20 protein-coding genes are annotated in these 17837 nt (G+C 70.8%); 16 read left to right on the forward strand and 4 right to left on the reverse strand.

Annotation, left to right across the window (positions count from 1 at the left end; translation table 11 throughout):
* The first annotated feature begins 49 nt into the window (after positions 1-49).
* The 10 genes from AB0J16_RS47550 to AB0J16_RS47595 all read left to right on the forward strand — a co-directional run bounded on the left by AB0J16_RS47550 (position 50) and on the right by AB0J16_RS47595 (position 9398).
* Positions 50-838, forward strand: coding sequence for an enoyl-CoA hydratase/isomerase family protein (locus tag AB0J16_RS47550; RefSeq protein WP_358552597.1), 789 nt, complete (start codon positions 50-52; stop codon positions 836-838).
* A gap of 12 nt (positions 839-850) precedes the next feature.
* Positions 851-1240 (forward strand): OB-fold domain-containing protein, encoded by a 390-nt coding sequence (locus AB0J16_RS47555; protein ID WP_358552670.1) that lies wholly within the window; start codon positions 851-853, stop codon positions 1238-1240.
* The gene (locus tag AB0J16_RS47560; RefSeq protein WP_358552599.1) at positions 1237-2382 is read left to right on the forward strand and encodes a thiolase family protein; all 1146 of its coding nucleotides are present in this window, start codon (positions 1237-1239) and stop codon (positions 2380-2382) included. Before AB0J16_RS47555 ends, AB0J16_RS47560 begins: the two co-directional genes overlap by 4 nt.
* Positions 2383-2403: 21 nt before the next feature.
* Positions 2404-3606, forward strand: a complete 1203-nt coding sequence (locus AB0J16_RS47565; protein WP_358552601.1) for an acyl-CoA dehydrogenase family protein — start codon at positions 2404-2406, stop codon at positions 3604-3606.
* Positions 3603-4568: a phosphotransferase family protein gene (locus AB0J16_RS47570; RefSeq protein WP_358552603.1), complete on the forward strand. Its 966-nt coding sequence runs from the start codon at positions 3603-3605 to the stop codon at positions 4566-4568. Before AB0J16_RS47565 ends, AB0J16_RS47570 begins: the two co-directional genes overlap by 4 nt.
* A complete protein-coding gene (locus tag AB0J16_RS47575; protein ID WP_358552605.1) occupies positions 4569-5786 on the forward strand; it encodes an acyl-CoA dehydrogenase family protein in 1218 nt (405 codons plus the stop codon).
* Positions 5783-6553 (forward strand): SDR family oxidoreductase, encoded by a 771-nt coding sequence (locus tag AB0J16_RS47580; protein ID WP_358552607.1) that lies wholly within the window; start codon positions 5783-5785, stop codon positions 6551-6553. Before AB0J16_RS47575 ends, AB0J16_RS47580 begins: the two co-directional genes overlap by 4 nt.
* Positions 6550-7302, forward strand: coding sequence for an SDR family oxidoreductase (locus tag AB0J16_RS47585; protein WP_358552609.1), 753 nt, complete (start codon positions 6550-6552; stop codon positions 7300-7302). The genes AB0J16_RS47580 and AB0J16_RS47585 overlap by 4 nt, the downstream gene beginning before the upstream one ends.
* 53 nt (positions 7303-7355) lie before the next feature.
* The gene (locus AB0J16_RS47590) at positions 7356-8141 is read left to right on the forward strand and encodes an enoyl-CoA hydratase-related protein (RefSeq protein ID WP_358552611.1); all 786 of its coding nucleotides are present in this window, start codon (positions 7356-7358) and stop codon (positions 8139-8141) included.
* Between the two features lie 108 nt (positions 8142-8249).
* A complete protein-coding gene (locus tag AB0J16_RS47595) occupies positions 8250-9398 on the forward strand; it encodes an acetyl-CoA C-acetyltransferase (protein ID WP_358552613.1) in 1149 nt (382 codons plus the stop codon).
* On the opposite strand, the gene AB0J16_RS47600 is transcribed toward AB0J16_RS47595, so the two are convergent.
* The gene (locus tag AB0J16_RS47600; protein ID WP_358552615.1) at positions 9399-10094 is read right to left on the reverse strand and encodes an alpha/beta fold hydrolase; all 696 of its coding nucleotides are present in this window, start codon (positions 10092-10094) and stop codon (positions 9399-9401) included.
* A 416-nt stretch (positions 10095-10510) separates the two neighbouring features.
* Here AB0J16_RS47600 and AB0J16_RS47605 point away from each other — a divergent pair, with 416 nt between their 5' ends.
* The 6 genes from AB0J16_RS47605 to AB0J16_RS47630 all read left to right on the forward strand — a co-directional run bounded on the left by AB0J16_RS47605 (position 10511) and on the right by AB0J16_RS47630 (position 15759).
* Positions 10511-11137 (forward strand): TetR/AcrR family transcriptional regulator, encoded by a 627-nt coding sequence (locus AB0J16_RS47605; RefSeq protein WP_358552617.1) that lies wholly within the window; start codon positions 10511-10513, stop codon positions 11135-11137.
* A gap of 177 nt (positions 11138-11314) precedes the next feature.
* Positions 11315-12499, forward strand: coding sequence for an ABC transporter substrate-binding protein (locus AB0J16_RS47610; RefSeq protein ID WP_358552619.1), 1185 nt, complete (start codon positions 11315-11317; stop codon positions 12497-12499).
* A gap of 19 nt (positions 12500-12518) precedes the next feature.
* The gene (locus tag AB0J16_RS47615; protein WP_358552621.1) at positions 12519-12890 is read left to right on the forward strand and encodes a hypothetical protein; all 372 of its coding nucleotides are present in this window, start codon (positions 12519-12521) and stop codon (positions 12888-12890) included.
* Between the two features lies 1 nt (position 12891).
* Positions 12892-13212 carry an EthD family reductase gene (locus tag AB0J16_RS47620; protein WP_358552623.1) on the forward strand — a complete coding sequence of 107 codons (321 nt, stop codon included), beginning with the start codon at positions 12892-12894 and terminating at the stop codon, positions 13210-13212.
* A 16-nt stretch (positions 13213-13228) separates the two neighbouring features.
* The gene (locus AB0J16_RS47625) at positions 13229-14722 is read left to right on the forward strand and encodes a class I adenylate-forming enzyme family protein (RefSeq protein WP_358552625.1); all 1494 of its coding nucleotides are present in this window, start codon (positions 13229-13231) and stop codon (positions 14720-14722) included.
* Positions 14719-15759: an MBL fold metallo-hydrolase gene (locus tag AB0J16_RS47630; RefSeq protein WP_358552627.1), complete on the forward strand. Its 1041-nt coding sequence runs from the start codon at positions 14719-14721 to the stop codon at positions 15757-15759. The genes AB0J16_RS47625 and AB0J16_RS47630 overlap by 4 nt, the downstream gene beginning before the upstream one ends.
* Positions 15760-15859: 100 nt before the next feature.
* On the opposite strand, the gene AB0J16_RS47635 is transcribed toward AB0J16_RS47630, so the two are convergent.
* Genes AB0J16_RS47635 through AB0J16_RS47645 form a run of 3 tightly spaced genes read right to left on the reverse strand, consistent with a single transcriptional unit; the run spans position 15860 to position 17826 of the window.
* A complete protein-coding gene (locus AB0J16_RS47635; protein WP_358552629.1) occupies positions 15860-16618 on the reverse strand; it encodes an SDR family NAD(P)-dependent oxidoreductase in 759 nt (252 codons plus the stop codon).
* Positions 16619-16654: 36 nt separating this feature from the next.
* On the reverse strand, positions 16655-17446 hold the full coding sequence (locus AB0J16_RS47640; protein WP_358552631.1) for an SDR family NAD(P)-dependent oxidoreductase: 792 nt from the start codon (positions 17444-17446) through the stop codon (positions 16655-16657).
* Positions 17443-17826: a hypothetical protein gene (locus AB0J16_RS47645; RefSeq protein ID WP_358552633.1), complete on the reverse strand. Its 384-nt coding sequence runs from the start codon at positions 17824-17826 to the stop codon at positions 17443-17445. Before AB0J16_RS47645 ends, AB0J16_RS47640 begins: the two co-directional genes overlap by 4 nt.
* Positions 17827-17837 lie beyond the last annotated feature (11 nt).

A 17837-nucleotide genomic window follows, 5' to 3' on the forward strand; every position in this document is an offset into this window, starting at 1 on the left:
GCAGCAGTCGGCCCATAGAACTGTACTGAATTCAGTTCAAGGAGGAACGTTGACGGTAGAGGAAGAGATCCAGTTCGAGCGCGATGGCAACGTCGCGAGAGTCTGGCTCAATCGCCCGTGGAAGAAGAACTGTGTAACCCTGCCGATACTCAAGCGGCTCGACGAGATCATCACCGAGGTCGACGCCGACCCCGAACTGCGCGTCCTGGTGCTGCGCGGCCGGGGCGGCACGTTCTGCTCGGGCTTCGATCTCGACGAGTTGCAGGCCGACTACATCGGCAGCAGCACGGCCATGGACGTGGCGGTCATCTCGGCGAAGGTCTGCGACCGGCTGTACTCGATGAGCACCCCCTCGGTGGCGGTGCTGGAGGGTCATGTCACGGCCGGCGGGTTCGAGCTGATGATCTCCTGTGACTTCGCCATCGCCGCGGACGATGCCAAGATCGGGGACTTCCACATCCGCCGAGGCCTGTTCGGCGGCGCGGGGCCGATCTACCGGGTGCCTCGCATGATCGGCATCCGCAAGACCAAGGAGCTGATGCTCACCGGCAAGCTGTTGACCGGTGTCGAGGCGGCCGACTTCGACCTGATCAACAAGTCGGCGCCAGCGGAGGAGCTCGATGCCACGGTCGATGAGTTCATCAGCCACCTGACCGACAAGAGCCCCTTCCAGATGCGGATCACCAAGATGACCATCGACCGCAGCCTGGAGGCCGACATCCAGTCGCTGATGGTGATGGAGCACCTGGCCGTCGGCGTGACGCTCAACTCCGAGGACGCCGCCGAGGGCGTGGCCGCGTTCCTGGAGAAGCGCGAGCCGAAGTGGAAGGGTCGCTGACCGGTGTCGACGATGGCGCAGGCCGGTCTGCGGGGCTCGCGGTGCGGTGAGTGCGCGGTGACGGTCTACCCGGCCGACGGCGCCTGTCCGCGGTGCGGGCGGGCGACGTCCGAGGTGACGCTGTCCTCGGTGGGGGAGCTATGGACGTGGACGGTTCAGCGGTTCGCCCCGAAATCTCCCCCGTACGCGCCGCCGCCACAGGGCTTCCGGCCTTTCGCCGTGGGGTATGTGGAGCTGCCGGAGGGTGTCCGCGTCGCGGCGGTGCTCGACGTCGGCGACCTCGACTCGATCCGGATCGGCATGCCGCTGCGGATCGAGCCCGCCACCGGAGTGCCGCGCGCCGTCCGGATCGAGCCCGCCGCTGGAGCGCCGGGCGCTGTCCCGATCGAAGGCGCCCGATGACGGACGTCCTGATCGCCGGTGCCGGCATGTCGCCCTTCGGGCGCACCGAGCACACGACCGGCCGCGAGCATGCCGTGCACGCGGTGAACGCCGCGCTCGCCGACGCCGGGATCGCCTGGTCACGGGTGGGAGCGGCGTTCGGCGGCAGCGACGCCGCCGGGCTGGCCGACACCTTGGTGGCCCAGCTAGGTCTGACCGGCTTGCCGTTCGTCAACGTCAAGAACGGCTGCGCGACGGGCGGCAGCGCCCTGGTGTCGGCGGTGAACGCCATCCGCGGCGGTATGGCCGACGTGGTGCTGGCCGTCGGGTTCGACAAGCACCCACGGGGCGCCTTCGACCCGATGCCGGCCGACTGGGGGCTGGACGAGGCCTACGGGCGCGACGGGCTGATGGTCACCACCCAGTTCTTCGGCATGAAGATCCGCCGCTACATGCACGAGCACGGGATCAGCTCCCGTACGCTCGCGCTGGTCGCGGAGAAGGCCTACCGCAACGGCGCCCGCAACCCCAACGCCTGGCGGCGCACGCCGATGACCGCCGACGAGATCCTCGCCTCTGGCATGGTCAGTGACCCGCTGACCCGCTACATGTTCTGCTCCCCGGGAGAAGGCGCGGCCGCGTTGGTGTTGTGCAGCGCCTCGGTGGCCGGGAAACTGACGAGCGTCCCGGTCACCCTGCGATCGGCGGTCGTGCGGTCTCGTCGCTTCGGCTCGTTCGAGGTCTTCAGCCCGTGGCTCGCCGGCGGCGAGCTGAGCAGCGTGACCAGGGACGCCGCGGCGGCGGCGTTCGAAGCGGCCGGGGTCGCTCCCGGCGACGTCGATGTGTGCCAGCTGCAGGACACCGAGAGCGGTGCCGAGGTGATGCACATGGCCGAGTGCGGGTTCTGCGAGGACGGTGAGCAGGAGAAGCTGATCGCCTCGCGCGCCACCGAGATCGGCGGCTCGTTGCCGGTCAACACCGACGGCGGCTGCATCGCCAACGGTGAGCCCATCGGCGCGTCGGGTCTGCGCCAGGTCTGCGAGGTGGTCCGGCAACTGCGCGGACAGGCCGGAGAGCGGCAGGTGCCCGGCCGGCCGAGAGTCGGATTCACCCACGTGTACGGCGCCCCGGGCGTAAGCGCCTGCACGGTGCTGTCCCGATAGAGGACCCCGATAGAGGAACTGATGAGCGATAGTCCGGCACCTGAGAAGTTCAGGGCAGAGGCACGCGACTGGCTCGCGTCGGTCGCCCGGCCGCGGCAGGCGAACGGTGCCTGGGGCACCGGTGACGACTCGGTCGCGGTCTTCGAGAACTGGTCCGAACAGGAGGAGCGCGAGCACACCGAACGGATCCGGGCCTGGGAGGTGACCCGGTTCGAGGCGGGCTGGGGCGCGCTGAGCTGGCCGGCGGAGTTCGGCGGACGCGGACTGCCCGTGTTCTACGAGCAGCTCTACCGGCAGGAGGAGGCCGCCTTCGACGTCCCGCGCCGCACCGAGATCTTCCCGGTCACCCAGCAGCTGGTGGCCCCGGCCGTCCGGATCTGGGGCACGCCGGAGCAGCGGGAACGCTGGATCAGGCCGATGCTGCGCGCTGACGAGCTGGCCTGCCAGCTGTTCTCCGAGACCGAGGCCGGGTCCGATCTGGCCGCCGTCCGTACGCGGGCGGTTCGCGACGGCGACAACTGGGTGCTCGACGGGCACAAGGTGTGGACCTCGGGGGCGACGGTCGCGTCCTGGGGCGTGGCCGTCTGCCGTACCGACCCGGACGTGCGCAAACACGCGGGCATCACGGTGTTCATGGTTCCGATGGACGCCCCGGGCGTCACCATTCGCCCCATCCGGCAGATGACCGGCGGGATCAGCTTCAACGAGGTCTACCTCGACGGCGTCGTCATCCCCGACACCGATCGGCTGGGCCCCGTCGGCGAGGGATGGCGGGTCACCCTGACAGTGCTGGCCGCCGAACGGCTCGACTCCGGCGCCCTCGGCCTGGACAACGCCGACCGCGCCGTCGAGCTGGCCCGGCACCTGCCGCGGCCACTCACCGGCCACGAGCGGAACCTCGCGGCCGACCTGTACGTACGCACGCTCGTCCAGCGCCTCATCGGCCTGCGCGTGACCGCGGCGCTGGTCTCCGGCCGCGAACCGGGAGCCGAGGCGTCGGTGGGCAAGCTCTACGCCACCGAGACCATGCGCCGCACCAGCGACCTGGTCCTGCAGCTCCTCGGGCCGCGCCTGGTCGCCGACACCGGAGAGTGGGGCACCTTCGCCTGGACCGAACACCTGCTGGGCGCGCCCGGCTACAGCATCGCCGGCGGAACCGACGAGATCCAGCGCACCATCCTGTCCGAGCGGGTGCTCGGCCTGCCCAAGGAGCCCGTGGGATGACCGCCGACCTCGCTTCGCCAGACCTGGCCGACCGGGTCGCCGGCGCGTTCCCCGGGCAGCGGGTGGGCCCGCTGGAGACGCTCGCCGGCGGCCACTCCGGACTCACGTACGTGGTCACGGTGGGGGAGCGCAAGCACGTCGTCAAGGCGGTGCCGCCCGCCGAACGGCCGGTGGGCCGCAACGACATGCTCCGCCAGGCCCGGGTGCTCCAGGCGCTGGCCGGCACGGCGGTGCCCGTCCCGGAGGTGGTGGCAGTCGACGAGCGGCAACCGGCCTGGTTCGCGATGGAGTTCGTCGCCGGTGAGGCCGCGGAACCGGTGCTCGACGAGCACGATCTCACTCCGGAGCTGGCCCGCGCCCGCATGCTGGAAGCCGCCCGTGTCCTGCGGCGGCTGCACGATCTCGACGTCGCCTCGCTGACGCTGGACGCGCCACCGCCTCGCGACGCGGTCGCCGAGCTCGGCCAGTGGGGCCGCACGATGCGCGCCGTTCCCGCCGAGCTGCGCCCCGGATCCGACGACCTGCTCCACCGGCTCGCCCAGGACGTGCCCGCCGATCTGCCGCCGGTCCTGGTGCACGGCGACTTCCGGCTCGGCAACGTCCTGTACCGGGCGCGGGAGGCGGCGGCCGTGGTCGACTGGGAGATCTGGAGCGTCGGCGACCCGCGTACGGACCTGGCCTGGTTCCTGCTGTTCGCCGACCACCGCAACTTCCCCGCGCTGGGCAGGGAACTGCCCGGGTTGCCCACCGAGGGGGAGCTGCTGGACGCCTACCTCGCGGGCGCCGCGCCGCTGCCCCGCTTCGACTGGTTCCGCGCGCTCGGCCGGATGAAGATGGCCGCGATCATGGGCCACAACCTGCGGCGGCACCGCGAGGGCCGGATCCACGACCCCGACCAGGAACGCCTGCCGCCGACCATCGCCGCCATGATCCGCACAGCGCACGACTTTCTAGGGACATAAGTGGATTTCGCCGACTCGCCCCGCGCACGCGAGCTCCAGACCCGGATGCGGTCCTTCATGGAGCAGCACGTCTACCCCGCCGAACCCGTCTACGACCGGCAACTCGCCACCGCCGGCGACCCGCACGCCCTGCCCCCCGTGATGCTCGAACTCAAGGAGAAGGCGCGCGCCGAGGGCCTGTGGAACCTGTTCATGTCCCACGGCGACTGGGGCGCCAACCTGACGAACCTGGAGTACGCGCCGCTCGCCGAACTGGCCGGCGGGTGCGTCTTCGGGCCGGAGGTGTTCAACTGCTCCGCCCCGGACACCGGGAACATGGAGCTGCTGGCCCTGTTCGGCACCCCCGAGCAGCAGGAGCGGTGGCTGCGCCCGCTGCTGGCGGCCGAGATACGCTCGTGCTTCGCCATGACCGAGCCCGACGTGGCCAGCTCCGACCCCCGGAACCTGCGCACCAGGATCACCCGCGACGGCGACAGCTACCTGGTCAACGGCCACAAGTGGTACACCTCCGGCATCCTCGACCCGGACTGCAAGCTGATCATCCTCATGGGGGTGACCGACCCGGACGCCGACCCGTACCGGCGCCAGAGCATGTTGCTCGTCCCCCGGGACACCCCCGGCATCACGGTGCTGCGGGACCTGCCCATGTTCGGCTACACCGACCGGCTCGGGCACGGCGACGTGCTCTTCGAGGACGTACGCGTACCCGCCGCCAACCTGCTCGGCGGCGAGGGCGACGGCTTCGCGCTCGCCCAAGGGCGGCTCGGACCAGGGCGGATGCACTACGCCATGCGCGCGGTCGGGTTCGCCGAACGCGCCCTCGCGCTCATGTGCCGTCGCGTGCTCGACCGCGAGGCGTTCGGCGGCCCGCTGGCCGACCAGGGCGTCGTACGGGAATGGATCGGGCGCAGCCGCATCGAGGTCGAACAGGTGCGGCTGCTGGTGCTCAAGTCCGCGTGGCTGATGGACACCGTCGGCAACTCCGCGGCCCGCATGGAGGTCGCGGCTATCAAGGTGGCGGCTCTGGAGACGGCGCACCGGGTGGTGGACCGGGCCGTCCAGGCGTTCGGCGCGGCCGGGGTCAGCGACGACACCGTTCTGGCCCGGTTGTTCGCGATCACCAGGGCGCTGCGCATCGCCGACGGGCCCGACGAGGTCCACCTGCGTACCGTCGCCCGCCAGGAACTGGCCAAGTACCGAAACAAGGGGGCGGCATGAACGTGCTCGACGGCCGGACAGCGGTGATCACCGGTGGGTCCCGCGGCATCGGGCTGGCCATCGCGCACGCCTACCGGGCCGCGGGAGCGCACGTGGTCATCGCCGCGCGCAAGGCGGAGGGGCTGGCCGGCGCACGTGCCGAGTTGCTGCGCACCGAGGCGGGCGGGGGTGTGCACACGGTCGTGGCCAATGCCGGGGAGCCGGAGCAGGCACAGCGCTGCATCGACGAGACGATGGAGCGCTTCGGCCGGGTGGACGTCCTGGTCAACAACGCCGCCACCAACCCCTACCACGGCGACCTGCTCGACCTCGACCTGCCTCGCGCGGAGAAGACGGTGCGGGTCAACCAGTACGGGATGATCGCCTGGACCCGTTGCGTCTGGAACGCCTCGATGGCCGAGCACGGCGGCGCCGTCATCAACATCGCGTCGGTGGGCGGGCTGATCGTCGACCCGCACATCGGCTACTACAACGCCACCAAGGCCGCCATGATCCATATGACCCGGCAGCTGGCCTACGAGCTCGGCCCCAAGGCGCGCGTCAACGCCATCGCGCCGGGACTGATCAAGACCGAGCTGGCGCGGGCCGTCTGGGAGGCGCGCGAGCCCATCCTCACCGCGAAGCTGCCGCTGCGGCGGCTGGGCACACCCGAGGACGTGGCGAGCGCGGCGCTGTTCCTGGCCTCGGACGCCTCGTCCTGGATCACCGGCCAGACTCTCGTCATCGACGGCGGCGCGCTGGCCCTGCCGATCGGGGTCGACGAGTGATCGAGCACCTGTTCTCCCTGAGCGGGCGGACGGCTGTGGTCACCGGGGCCTCCTCCGGACTCGGGGCCCGCTTCGCGGCGGTCCTGGCCGCCTCCGGGGCGACCGTGTTCGCGGCGGCCAGGCGGGCCGACCGGCTGGCGGAGCTGGCGGCCGGTGATTCCCGTATCCACCCGGTGGCCTGTGACGTCAGCCGTGAGGACGATCGCGAACGGCTGGTCGCGACCGCCGTGGCGGAGACCGGCCGTTTCGACGTCCTGATCAACAACGCCGGCGTCGCGGGCGGCACCCGCGCCGAGGACGAGAGCTCACAGGACTTCGCTGACGTTCTCGCCGTGAACCTGGTCGCTCCGTTCCATCTGGCCCGCCTCATGGCCGCGACGTCCGGCACCGGCCGCAGCATCGTGAACGTCGCCTCCATCCTGGGCCTGGTGTCGGCGGCCCCGATGGGCGGCGCGAGCTACGCGGCCTCCAAAGCGGGGCTGGTGGGACTGACCCGTGAGCTGGCCGGCCAGTGGGGTCAGGCCGGTGTGCGGGTCAACGCGCTGGCGCCGGGCTGGTTCCGATCCGAGATGACCGAGGAGCTGTTCGCCGACGCCCGGTCCAGTCGGTGGGTCGAGAAGAACACGATGCTGGGCCGTGGCGGGGATCCCGCCGAGCTCGACGGCGCCCTGCTCTTCCTCGCCTCGGACGCCTCGTCGTACTGCACCGGACAGGTCCTGGTCGTCGACGGCGGCTGGACGGCGAGATGAGCGTCGGCGAGAGGAGCGTTGGTGAGAGGAGCGTTGGTGAGAAGAGTGTCACGGTGGAGGTCCTGGACGGGGTGGCGGACATCGTCCTGTGCCGGGGCGAGCGGGGCAACGCCATCTCTCTGGATCTGGCGCGCGAGCTGCGGGACGCCGCCCAGGACTGCCTGAGCGAGAACGTCCGGGCAGTCCTGCTGCGCGGCGCGGGGCGATCCTTCTGCGTCGGCGGCGACCTGCGCGAATTCTCCGGTCTGCGGGGGAGAGCGCTGGAGGAGCACCTGATCGAGGTGACGGACGCGCTGCACGGAGCGTTGCGGATCTTCGCCACGATGGACGCGCCGCTCGTCGCGCAGGTGCAGGGGGCGGTCGCGGGCGCCGGAGTCGGACTGGCCGCCGCCGCGGACCTCACCATCGCGGCGGACGACGCGACGTTCACGCTCGCCTACACCGGCATCGGCTACTCGCCCGACGCCGGTGTGACCTGGTCGCTGCCCCGGCTGGTCGGTCCCAAGCGGGCGCTGGAACTGCTGCTCACCAACCGCCGGATCGCCGCGCGGGAAGCGGCCGACATGGGGCTCGTGACGACCGTGGTGAGCGCCGAGCGGCTGCCGGCGGAAGCGCGGCGGGTGGCCGCCACGCTCGCGCGGGGGGCGACTAGGGCCTTCGGCGCGACTCGGCGGCTGGTGTCCGACGCGCTGTCCAGCGACCTCGACACGCACCTGGACCGTGAGGCCCGCGCTCTCGCCTCGGCGGCGACCTCCCCCGAAGGGGAGGAGGGCGTGGCCGCCTTTCTGGGCAAGCGCCCCGCTCGCTTCCCGGGCGGCACCGAGCAGCGCGGCTTGTGACCTGAGCAGCGCGGCTTGTGACCCGCGCTGCGCGGCTTGTGACCCGAGCCGCCAGACCTTTCCCTTATCTCCCTTATCTCCCTTATCGACTGACCGGAGTGGATCACCGTGGCTGAAGCCTTCATCGTCGATGCCGTCCGTACCCCTGTCGGCCGTCGCAACGGGGCGCTGAGCGGGGTTCACCCCGCCGACCTGGGCGCCCACGTGCTGCGTTCGCTCATCGCCCGCACCGGGATCGACCCCGGGGCCGTCGATGACGTCTTCTTCGGCTGCGTCGGCCAGATCGGCGCGCAGACGGGCAACGTCGCCCGTACGTCATGGCTGGCCGCCGGGCTGCCCCAGCACGTGCCCGGCACCACCATCGACCGGCAGTGCGGCTCGTCGCAGCAGGCCGTCCACTTCGCCGCCCAGGCCGTCATGTCCGGCACCGCCGACCTCGTCGTCGCCGGCGGCGTCGAGGTCATGAGTCTGGTGCCCATCTCAAGCCCGGCCGTCCTGGGGGAGCGTGAGGGCATGGGCGCGCCGTACGACGGGGAGGGCTGGCGGGCTCGCTTCGGCGAGGAGGAGGTGTCGCAGTTCCGCGGCGCCGAGCTGATCGCGCGAAAGTGGGACGTTTCGCGGCTGGACATGGAGCGGTTCGCCCTGGACAGCCATCGGCGCGCGGTCGCGGCATGGTCGGACGGGGTGTTCGGCGAAGAGGTCGTGCCCGCGTTCGGCCTGGCGGCCGACGAGGGTCCGCGGGCCGACACCGGCTTGGCGAAGATGGCGGGGCTCAGGACCCTCAGCGAGGGCGGTCGGCTGACCGCCGCGGTGTCGAGCCAGATCTCGGACGGCGCCGCCGCGTTGCTCGTCGCCTCGCAGGAGGCGGTGCGCCGCCACGGGCTCACGCCGCTGGCCCGAGTCCACAGCATGGCCGTCGTCGGCTCGGACCCGATCTACATGCTCACCGGGCCCATCCCGGCCACCGAGAAGATCCTGGATCGTTCTGGTCTGTCCATCGGCGACATCGATCTGATCGAGATCAATGAGGCGTTCGCGTCGGTGGTGCTGGCCTGGCGCAAGGAGATCGGGGCGGCGCCCGAGCGGACCAACGCGTTCGGGGGAGCGATCGCGCTCGGCCACCCGCTGGGCGCCACCGGGGCGCGGCTGATGACCACCCTGGTGCACCAGCTGCGGCGCACCGGGGGACGGTACGGCCTGCAGACGATGTGCGAGGGAGGCGGCATGGCCAACGCCACGATCATCGAACGGATGTGATCAGCCGTGGACGGTGTTGAGGATGGCGGCGAGCCTCTCCGGCGCGCTGATCATCGCCATGTGCCCGGTGTCGAGGTCGACGACCTCCGGGCCGAGCAGCGCGATGGACCGTTGCTGCAGCTCCTCGACGTAGCACAGGTCCCGGGTGAGGTGCACGTACGTGCGCGGGATCGCGCGCTGGTAGCCGCTCAGGTCCACGACCTCGCTCAGCAGCGCGGCCGAGTCGTCGATCAGCCGATCCAGGGTCGCCGTGGTGGTCGCCTCGTCCATGTCGTCGCACAGCATCGCGGCGGCCCCCTCGCGGGTCTGGTGGTAGACGCCACCGGCGATGGACTGCTCGACCATGTCCCGTACGCCCGGATCGATCTGGTCGAGCACCCGTGAGCTGTCGGGAGGCACCACGGCCGACACGAGAACGACGTGCCGGATCCGCTCCGGCATGAGGTCCAGCACGCGTGGCACGGTGACCCCGGCGAAGGAGTGACCGACCAGCACGACGTCGCGCAGGTCCTTCGCCTCGACGTCCTCGCGGACGGCTTCGGCGCAGTCGGCGAGGGTGACCGCGCGCAGGTCGGCTCCGGCGCGCGTGCCACGGCCGGGAAGGTCGACGGCCAGCGCCTCGGCGGTCAGATGGGGGATCAGCTCGTCCCAGCAGTTCGCGCCGAAGCCGGCGCCATGGATGAGTACGAACGGCATGGGAGGCCTCCTCGTGGATGACTACCAGCGAACCCTAATTGAATTCAGCTCTGGCGTACAGGGCGGTGCCTGAGGCCGCGGTGCCCGGTGGCGTCTACCAGGTGCGACGGGGGTCGTCCTCGGTGAGCCTGCCGCTCCTGCCCGCAGGATGCTTCCGCACGGCAGCCAGTGCGGTCACCCCGACGAGCGGCGGCCTCTCCCAGCCCATGGACTGGTCTGCCGAACGGCCGGGCCACCCTTGTCAGCGCTAGGCGCATGGCGGCTGTCCCGGTCGCTTGACCGACAACCGGGACGTGCGAGCACCTTCGATGGGTAAGATGACGGGGAATGAAACTAGAACCGAGTTCAAGTCAGGTCGGCGGCAGAGGCCGGCCGGGCCGCGACGTTTTCCAGGCGCAAAAGTGGGGGGTGCGGTGATGAAGGCGGCGAAGATCGTCGAGCCGGACGAAAGCCCCCGTTCCAAGCGGCGGGCGATCCTGGCGGCCGCGGTCAAGAACTTCGGTAAGACCGGCTACGAGGCCACCAAGTGGTCGGTCGTCGCCGATCAGGTGGGGATCGGGCAGACCGCGCTCTATCACTACTTCGAGTCGAAGGCGCATTGCCTGCTCACGATCATGCGGCTTGAGCTCCAGCGTTCGCTGGAGATGTTCACGAAGGCGACCGCCGACCAGCCCGACCCGATGGAGGCACTGCGGGCGGCGGTGCGCTCGGCGTACGCGGTGTCCGAGCAGAATGTGCTGCAGATGCGGATCCTGCAGAACAACCTGGCCATTCTCGCGGTGCCCCGCAACTCCAAGAAGGAAGAGGCCGAGCGGCTCGCGGCCCGCGAACTCGTGCACGGCATCGAGGCGGCCTGGACCGAGCTGCTGGAGCGCGGGATGGCTGAGGGGGTCTTCGCCCGTCGTGACGCGCACACGCTGGCCCTGAACATGCTCGGCATGATCGTGAGCGTCTGGCGCTGGTATCGCCCCAAGGGCCTGGTGACGTTGTCCTCCGTGAGCGAGCTGACCGAAGACTGCTGCGTGCGGATGGTCGCGCCGTAGCGCTGGCCGCAATGACCGGCACGACCTGCGCCGAAGGTCGTGCCGGTCGCTCTGTTCCGGGCCTGGCGCGAGCCGCGCGCCCGATGTTTCCTTTTCCGGGCATTCCGCTATTGCCCCATGGTGAGCGCGACGATACAGTCTCGTAAACTGAACTGAACTCAGTTGTGGGAGAACGTCATGCGCCTCCGTTCCACACACCTTCTCACCACCTGCGTCGCGGCCCTCGTCCTTGCCGTGGGCGCCTGCGGCGGGGGCGGCTCCAGCGCCGCGAGCGACAAAGAGATCAAGATCGGCGCCTGGTATCCCCTCACGGGTGCCGTGGCGGCCTCCGGCGTCCCGCAGCGCGCGGGCGCCGACGCGTACTTCAAGATGATCAACGACAAGGGCGGCGTCAACGGCCGCAAGATCAACTGGATCGTCAAGGACAACGCCTTCGACCCGCAGCAGACCGTCCAGATCGCCCGGGAACTGATCGGCCAGGACAAGGTCGTGGCCATCGTCGCCGCCAACGGCACCGCGCAGGGCGAGGCGAGCTTCCCGTTCGTCCTGCAGCAGTCGAAGGTGCCGATCCTCAACGAGCTGGGCGGGGCCGCCACCTGGTACACGCCGCCGCGTCCCGGCCTGTTCGGCACCCAGACCCTCTATGAGGACCAGGCGGCGGCCCTGGCGGCCTGGGCAGGGGAGGACGGCGCGAAGAAGGTGCTGGTGGTGCACAGCGACCCCGCCGCGTTCGTCAACGTGGCCAAGCAGGTGGGGCCCGTCCTGCAGAAGGTCAGCCCGGGCAGCACCACCGAACTGCTGTCGGTGAAGTTCCAGTCCACCGACTGGAGCCCGACGATCACGCAGGTGAAGGCCAAGAAACCCGACGCGGTGATCGTCATCCTCGCCTCGCCGGAGGCTGCGGCCTTCCTCAAGGAGGCCAAGCTGCAGGGCCTGTCGGTGCCTATGTACGGGTACGCGCCCACCGCCGCGGCCTCCACGCTCACCCTCGCGGGGGACGCCGCCGAGGGCTTCAAGGCGGTGCAACTGGTCAAGGTGCCCAGCGACGAGGATCCGGCCGTCAAGGAATTCCGCGACGCGATGGCCAAGTACGAGCCGAAACAGCCCGCGGACTTCATCGCCCTGTGGGGGTGGACCGCCGCCAAGGTGTTCGTCCAGATCGCGCAGACCATCCAGGGTCCGGTCACTTCGCAGTCGCTCGTCGCGGCCTACGAGAAGGCGGGCAACATCGACCCCGGTGTCGCGCCCGTCATGAACTTCAGCGCGGCCAACCACCTGGGCACCCGCGCGGTGCAGAAAGTGGTCGTGAAGGGCGGCCAGTTCGTCTCCGAGGGCGACTTCTTCACCCCGCCGGACCGCTGACACCAGGAAGGATGTACATATGGTGCTGCTTGAGTACATGGCCCGCATGGACGGCCAGAACCCGGAGAAGGCGCTCGAGTACGTGGAGCCGGACTTCCGTTTCCTGCTCGCCCTTCCCGGCGGGCAGGTGAGCGGGCAGTCCAGGGAGGACTTCGCCCGGTACATCACCGGCCGCGAAGCGGTCGAACGAGTGCACAACGTCCTGCGTTCGGCGGTCGACGGGAATGTTGAGATGGTTTACGGGGTGGTGACCGAGTCCGGCAGGCCCACCGGGGCATTCCACTCCGCCGCCGTGGTGTCGGCCAACGGGCGGATGCTGCGCTACCAGTCGTTCTTCACGACCTCGTTCGAGCTGCTGGACTGGCCGGCGGCGCCCGGATCGGAGGGATGACATGTACAACCTCGTGCTTCTGGCCGCGCGACCGCCGGAGTGGACCCACGACCGGTTCATCGCCTGGTGGCGGGGTGAGCACGCGGAGCTCACCCGTCGGCTGCCGGGTCTGCGGGCATGGCGGCACACCGAGATAGAGGCGGCGCTGGAAAGCCGGTCCGAAGGCTGGGACGGGATGTCGGTGCTGAGCTTCGACAGCCCGGAAGATCTCCGGAAGGCTCTGGACAGCCCCGAGTGGGCGGCGGCGGTCGCCCAGGTCGGCGACATGAGGGGCCGCCGGATCGCGGTGATGGGGACCGAGCTGGAGATGTTCACGAGCTGATTGTGGAGGGGGCCGTATGCGGCACCTGGTGAGTGAGTTCCGGCGTCGGGCCGAGGAGTCGGACTTCGTCGCCGTCATCGACGATTCGGGCGAGCACACGGCGCGGGAGCTGCTCGCCCGCGCCGCGCGGCTCGCCGAACCCCTGGGCGGCGGCGCCGGGACCGTCCTCCTGCAGGCCGACAACTCCTGGCGGACCGTCGCGGCGAGCCTGGCCGTGGGGATGAACGGTGGCGTGCTGGCGGTGGTCAATCGCCACACGACCGCCGCCGAGTTCGCCGCGGCCTTCGAGGACATCCGGCCCGACGCCGTGGTGGCCGAACCGTCCGCTCTCGCGGAGTGGTCCGTGCCCGCGGCCGGGGGCGGCTGGGACGGCTGGGGGGTGTGGTCGGGCGACAGGCCGCGGGACGTCTCGCGGTGGTCCGGTGGCTCGCTGATCGGGCTGACCTCCGGCTCGACGGGGCGGCCCAAGGGAGTGGTCCAGTCCGAGGACGCCCTGCGCTACGCCTGCTCGCGCACCATCGCCGTCAACGGCCTGCGCCAAGGGGACGCGGTCGCGGCGCTCGTGCCGCTGTCGTCGACTGCGGCGTACTGCTTCGGCGTCTTCATGGCTTTGACGCTGGCGGGCCCGCTGGTGTTGTGGAGCAAGTGGGACCCCGCCGCGGTGCTGACCCGGATGGCCGCGACGCGGGCGCGGTGGACCATGTGCGTGCCGACCATGGCACTCCAGCTCGGCGCCACCGCCGCCGGTTCGCGGGCGCTCCAGGGCGTGCGTTCGATGACTGTCGGCGGCGGTCCGATGGACGTCGGGGCCCTCGCCCGTGCCGAGGAGTCGCTGGGCACCAGGATCCTGCGGGTGTTCGGGATGTCGGAGTGCCTGGGCCACACCTCGCCGTCGCCGGACGAACCGGTGGAGATCCGGCTCGGCCGTGACGGGCGCCCGTTCCCCGGCACCGAGCTGCGGATGGTCGGCCCCGACGGTCGCCAGGTGTCACGGGGCGAGGTCGGCCGGGCCCAGGTGCGCGGACCGTCGCTGTTCCTCGGGTACGCGCACGAGGGCAGGCCGGAGCCCCCGGCGCTCACCGCGGACGGGTTCTTCCCCACCGGTGACCTCATGATGGCCAACGACGACGGGACCGTCAGCGTCATGGGCCGCGAGAAGGACGTGATCATCCGTGGCGGCCGCAACATCGACGTCACCGAAGTGGAGCGCGCCGTCGCGACCCATCCCGGCGTTTGGCAGGTCTGCGTGGTGCCGGTCCCCGACGAGATCCTCGGCGAACGGGTGGCCGCGCTGGTGACCCTCACTGACGGAGGCGGGATCGGGCTCGACGAGATCACCCGGCATCTGCGGAGCGTCGGACTCTCCAAGACCAAGTGGCCCGAGCTGGTGTTCGCCGTCGACGCGCTGCCGCAGACCACGGTCGGCAAGATCTCCCGGGCAGGCGCCCGCGACTTGGCGCGTGACCTGCTCGCCCGCCTGCCCAGCCCGGCGGGCAAGGCGGAGGCGTGACGGCGCCGGCCCGGAGCGGCCAGTGGGCCGAGGCCGGAGCGGAGACGATCCGGCCCGGCGTGCACCGCGTCCCGCTGCCGCTCCCCGGAGACGGTCTGCGCGCCGTCAACGTCTACCTGCTCGAAGAGGACGACGGCATCGTCATGATCGACGGCGGCTGGGCGCTGCCCCAGTCCCGTCGGGTCCTTGAACAGGCCATGGCGTCGCTGGGCCACGACCTCGGCCGGATCACGAAGATCTTCGTCACCCACATCCATCGCGACCACTACACGCAGGCGGTGGCGTTGCGCCGGCTCCTGGGGTCGCGGGTGTATCTCGGCGCCGGCGAGCGACCCGGCCTGGACGCGCTGGGCGAGGTGCGCAGCAACGTGCCGGTCACCTCCCTGGAAGTGCTCCGCCACGGCGGCGCGGGCGACCTCGCCGACCGGCTCTCCCGCCTGGACTTCGGCCGCTTCACCGAAAGCGACTGGGAGGCGCCGGACGGCTGGATCGGCGCGGGCCTCCTCGACCTCGGCCGCAGGAGCCTGCGCGTCATCCCCACACCCGGCCACACCAGAGGGCACGTGGTGTACCTGGACGAGGCGGCCGGCCTGCTGTTCTCCGGTGACCACGTGCTGCCGCACATCACGCCGTCCATCGGCTTCGAGCTCGGCGACCCAGGGTTTCCGCTGGCGGACTATCTCGCCTCGCTACGGCTGATGACCTGCTTCCCCGACGCGCGACTGCTGCCCGCGCACGGCCCGGTCACCGGGAGCGCGCACGCTCGCGTCGCCGAACTGCTGACCCACCACGATGTACGGCTGGCGCAGGCGCTGCGGGCCCTTGGCGGCTGGACCCTGGACGCCTACGCCGTCGCGCGGCGGCTGACCTGGACCCGGCGCGAGACGCCGTTCGCGAGCCTGGACGACTTCAACCAGATGCTCGCGGTCAACGAGACGGCCGCGCACCTCGACGTTCTCGCGGCGCGCGGACAGGTGATTGTCACGGTCGATGGCGGCGTGAGCGAGTACACGCGCGTGGACGGCGGCGCGGAGTGATCGACCGCGCCGCCGTGCGGTCCCGGGACATCGCGGGTGGTGCGCTGCTGTGCGGTCCTGGGACACAGCGGGTGGTGCGGCCGCTGTGCGGTCCCGGAGCTCAGCGGGCGGTGTAGCCGCCGTCGACGTACAGCTCGGAGCCGGTGACGAAGCTCGACTCGTCGCCGGCCAGGAAGAGCGCGGCGTTCGCCACCTCGTCGGTACGGCCCAGCCGCCCCATCGGCGTGTTGTCGAGCATCAGGTCGAGCCTGGGAGTACCCCGCCAGAGCTTGCGTGACAGCGGGGTCTCGATGAATCCCGGATGCAGCGAGTTGACCCTGACCCCACGCTTAGCCCAGTGCAGCGCCGCGTTCTTGGTCATCAGCCGGACCGCGCCCTTGGCGGCGTGGTAGGAGAACTGGCCGCCGAATCCGCCGACAGTGCCGAAGATCGACGAGACGTTGACGATCGACCCCCCGCCGGAACGCTCGATCACCGGGCCGGCGTGCTTCATCCCGAGCCAGACCCCGCGCTGGGTGACCGCGACGACGGCTTCCCACGTCTCCAGCGTCTCCGTCTCCACATCCGTCATCTTGGCGATGCCGGCGTTGTTGACCAGCACGGAGATGCCGCCGAGCCGTTCGGCCACCTCGTTCACGACCGCTTCCCAGACACCCTCGTCGGTGACGTCGAGGCCGAGGCCGATGGCCCGCTTACCAGCCTTGGTGAGCTGTTCGGCGGCCTCCGCACAGCGTTCCGCGTCCACGTCGGTGATCACGACCGTCGCGTCCTCCTCGGCGAAGCGCCGGACGACGGCCTCCCCGATCCCGCCGGTCGCGCCGGTCACCAGGGCCACGCGGCCGGACAGTCGAGCTTTCACGGCGATCTCCTCTGTCGATCTCAATGCGCAACTGCCTCAGACCGTGAACCGGCCGCCGTTGCTGAGCAGTACGGCGCCCACCACGTTCGACGCGGCGGGGGAGGCGAGGTACAGGATGTTGTCCGCCAGTTCCTCGGGTGAGGCGTACCCGATCGGCCCGGAGGCCGCCAGTGCCTGCCGGACGGCCGCCGGGGTGCGAGCCGCCATGGGGGTGTCCACGGGACCCGGCGCGACGACGTTGACCCGTACGCCGAACGCCGCCGCCTCCTTGGCCACCGACTGCGCGAGCGCGTGCACGCCCGCCTTGGACGCGGCGTAGTGGGCGTAGCCCGCCAGCGTGTCGAAGGCCGCCGACGACCCCACCATGACGACGGCGCCGCGACCGGCCGGGATCATCGCCCGTACCGCCGCCCGCAGGACATGGAACGACCCGTCGAGATTGATCGCCATGACCCGGCGCCACTGTTCGTCCTCCAGGTGCCGGAACACGTCAAGGGGCTCGCCTGACTGCTGGGCGGCCAGGATCCGCTCCTTGGCGCGTGGATCGTCGACCCCCGCGGTGTTCACGACGACGTCCAGCCGGCCGTGTGCCGCGACGATCCGTTCGACCTGCGCCTCCACGTCGGCGGCGACGGTGACGTCCAGGGCGGCCGGGCGGCCGGACCTGGTCGTCGCGGCCACCGTACGCGCTCCGACCTCGTTGATGTCGGCCACGTAGACCGCGGCGCACCGCTCGCGATCGAGCTGCCGCACGACCGCGGCGCCTATCCCGGACCCGCCTCCGGTGACCAGCGCGACCGCCCCCTCGAACCTGGCCGAGTCACTCACTGGTCGCTCAAGGGAAAGGCGATTTCCGGCGTACGACAGATCAGCAGCCGACGGCACCTGCCGGAGGCGGGGTCCACGAGCGCGGTCACGTTGAACGACGCCTCGAACCGTCCGTCCCGCGTCACCGTCCCCAACCCCAGCTCGACGTCGCCGACGGCCGTGGCCCGGACCAGGTGATGGACCAGCGCGTTCTTCTCGCGCTGCGCGAGATAGCCGACCAGGCCCTCACGGTCGCCACGGAACTCGGCGGTCTGCCCGCCGCCCTTGGAGAACACCACGGACATCTCGAAGTCGTCAGTGATCTTCGTGAGCACGCGTTCGGGCTCGTCGGAGTCCATCGTGGCGAACCACGCGTCGAGCAGGGGGGTGTCGGTGGTCATGGGGCTCCTTC

Source organism: Nonomuraea sp. NPDC049750 (genome assembly GCF_040659625.1).
Lineage (GTDB): Bacteria > Actinomycetota > Actinomycetes > Streptosporangiales > Streptosporangiaceae > Nonomuraea.

Coding starts and splice junctions, on each gene's coding strand:
- AB0J16_RS47625 (WP_358552625.1), top strand. CDS start 13,229: ATGCGGCACCTGGTGAGTGAGTTCCGGCGTCGGGCCGAGGAGTCGGAC.
- AB0J16_RS47610 (WP_358552619.1), top strand. CDS start 11,315: ATGCGCCTCCGTTCCACACACCTTCTCACCACCTGCGTCGCGGCCCTC.
- AB0J16_RS47645 (WP_358552633.1), bottom strand. CDS start 17,826: ATGACCACCGACACCCCCCTGCTCGACGCGTGGTTCGCCACGATGGAC.
- AB0J16_RS47620 (WP_358552623.1), top strand. CDS start 12,892: ATGTACAACCTCGTGCTTCTGGCCGCGCGACCGCCGGAGTGGACCCAC.
- AB0J16_RS47560 (WP_358552599.1), top strand. CDS start 1,237: ATGACGGACGTCCTGATCGCCGGTGCCGGCATGTCGCCCTTCGGGCGC.
- AB0J16_RS47565 (WP_358552601.1), top strand. CDS start 2,404: ATGAGCGATAGTCCGGCACCTGAGAAGTTCAGGGCAGAGGCACGCGAC.
- AB0J16_RS47570 (WP_358552603.1), top strand. CDS start 3,603: ATGACCGCCGACCTCGCTTCGCCAGACCTGGCCGACCGGGTCGCCGGC.
- AB0J16_RS47555 (WP_358552670.1), top strand. CDS start 851: ATGGCGCAGGCCGGTCTGCGGGGCTCGCGGTGCGGTGAGTGCGCGGTG.
- AB0J16_RS47600 (WP_358552615.1), bottom strand. CDS start 10,094: ATGCCGTTCGTACTCATCCATGGCGCCGGCTTCGGCGCGAACTGCTGG.
- AB0J16_RS47580 (WP_358552607.1), top strand. CDS start 5,783: ATGAACGTGCTCGACGGCCGGACAGCGGTGATCACCGGTGGGTCCCGC.
- AB0J16_RS47615 (WP_358552621.1), top strand. CDS start 12,519: ATGGTGCTGCTTGAGTACATGGCCCGCATGGACGGCCAGAACCCGGAG.
- AB0J16_RS47605 (WP_358552617.1), top strand. CDS start 10,511: ATGAAGGCGGCGAAGATCGTCGAGCCGGACGAAAGCCCCCGTTCCAAG.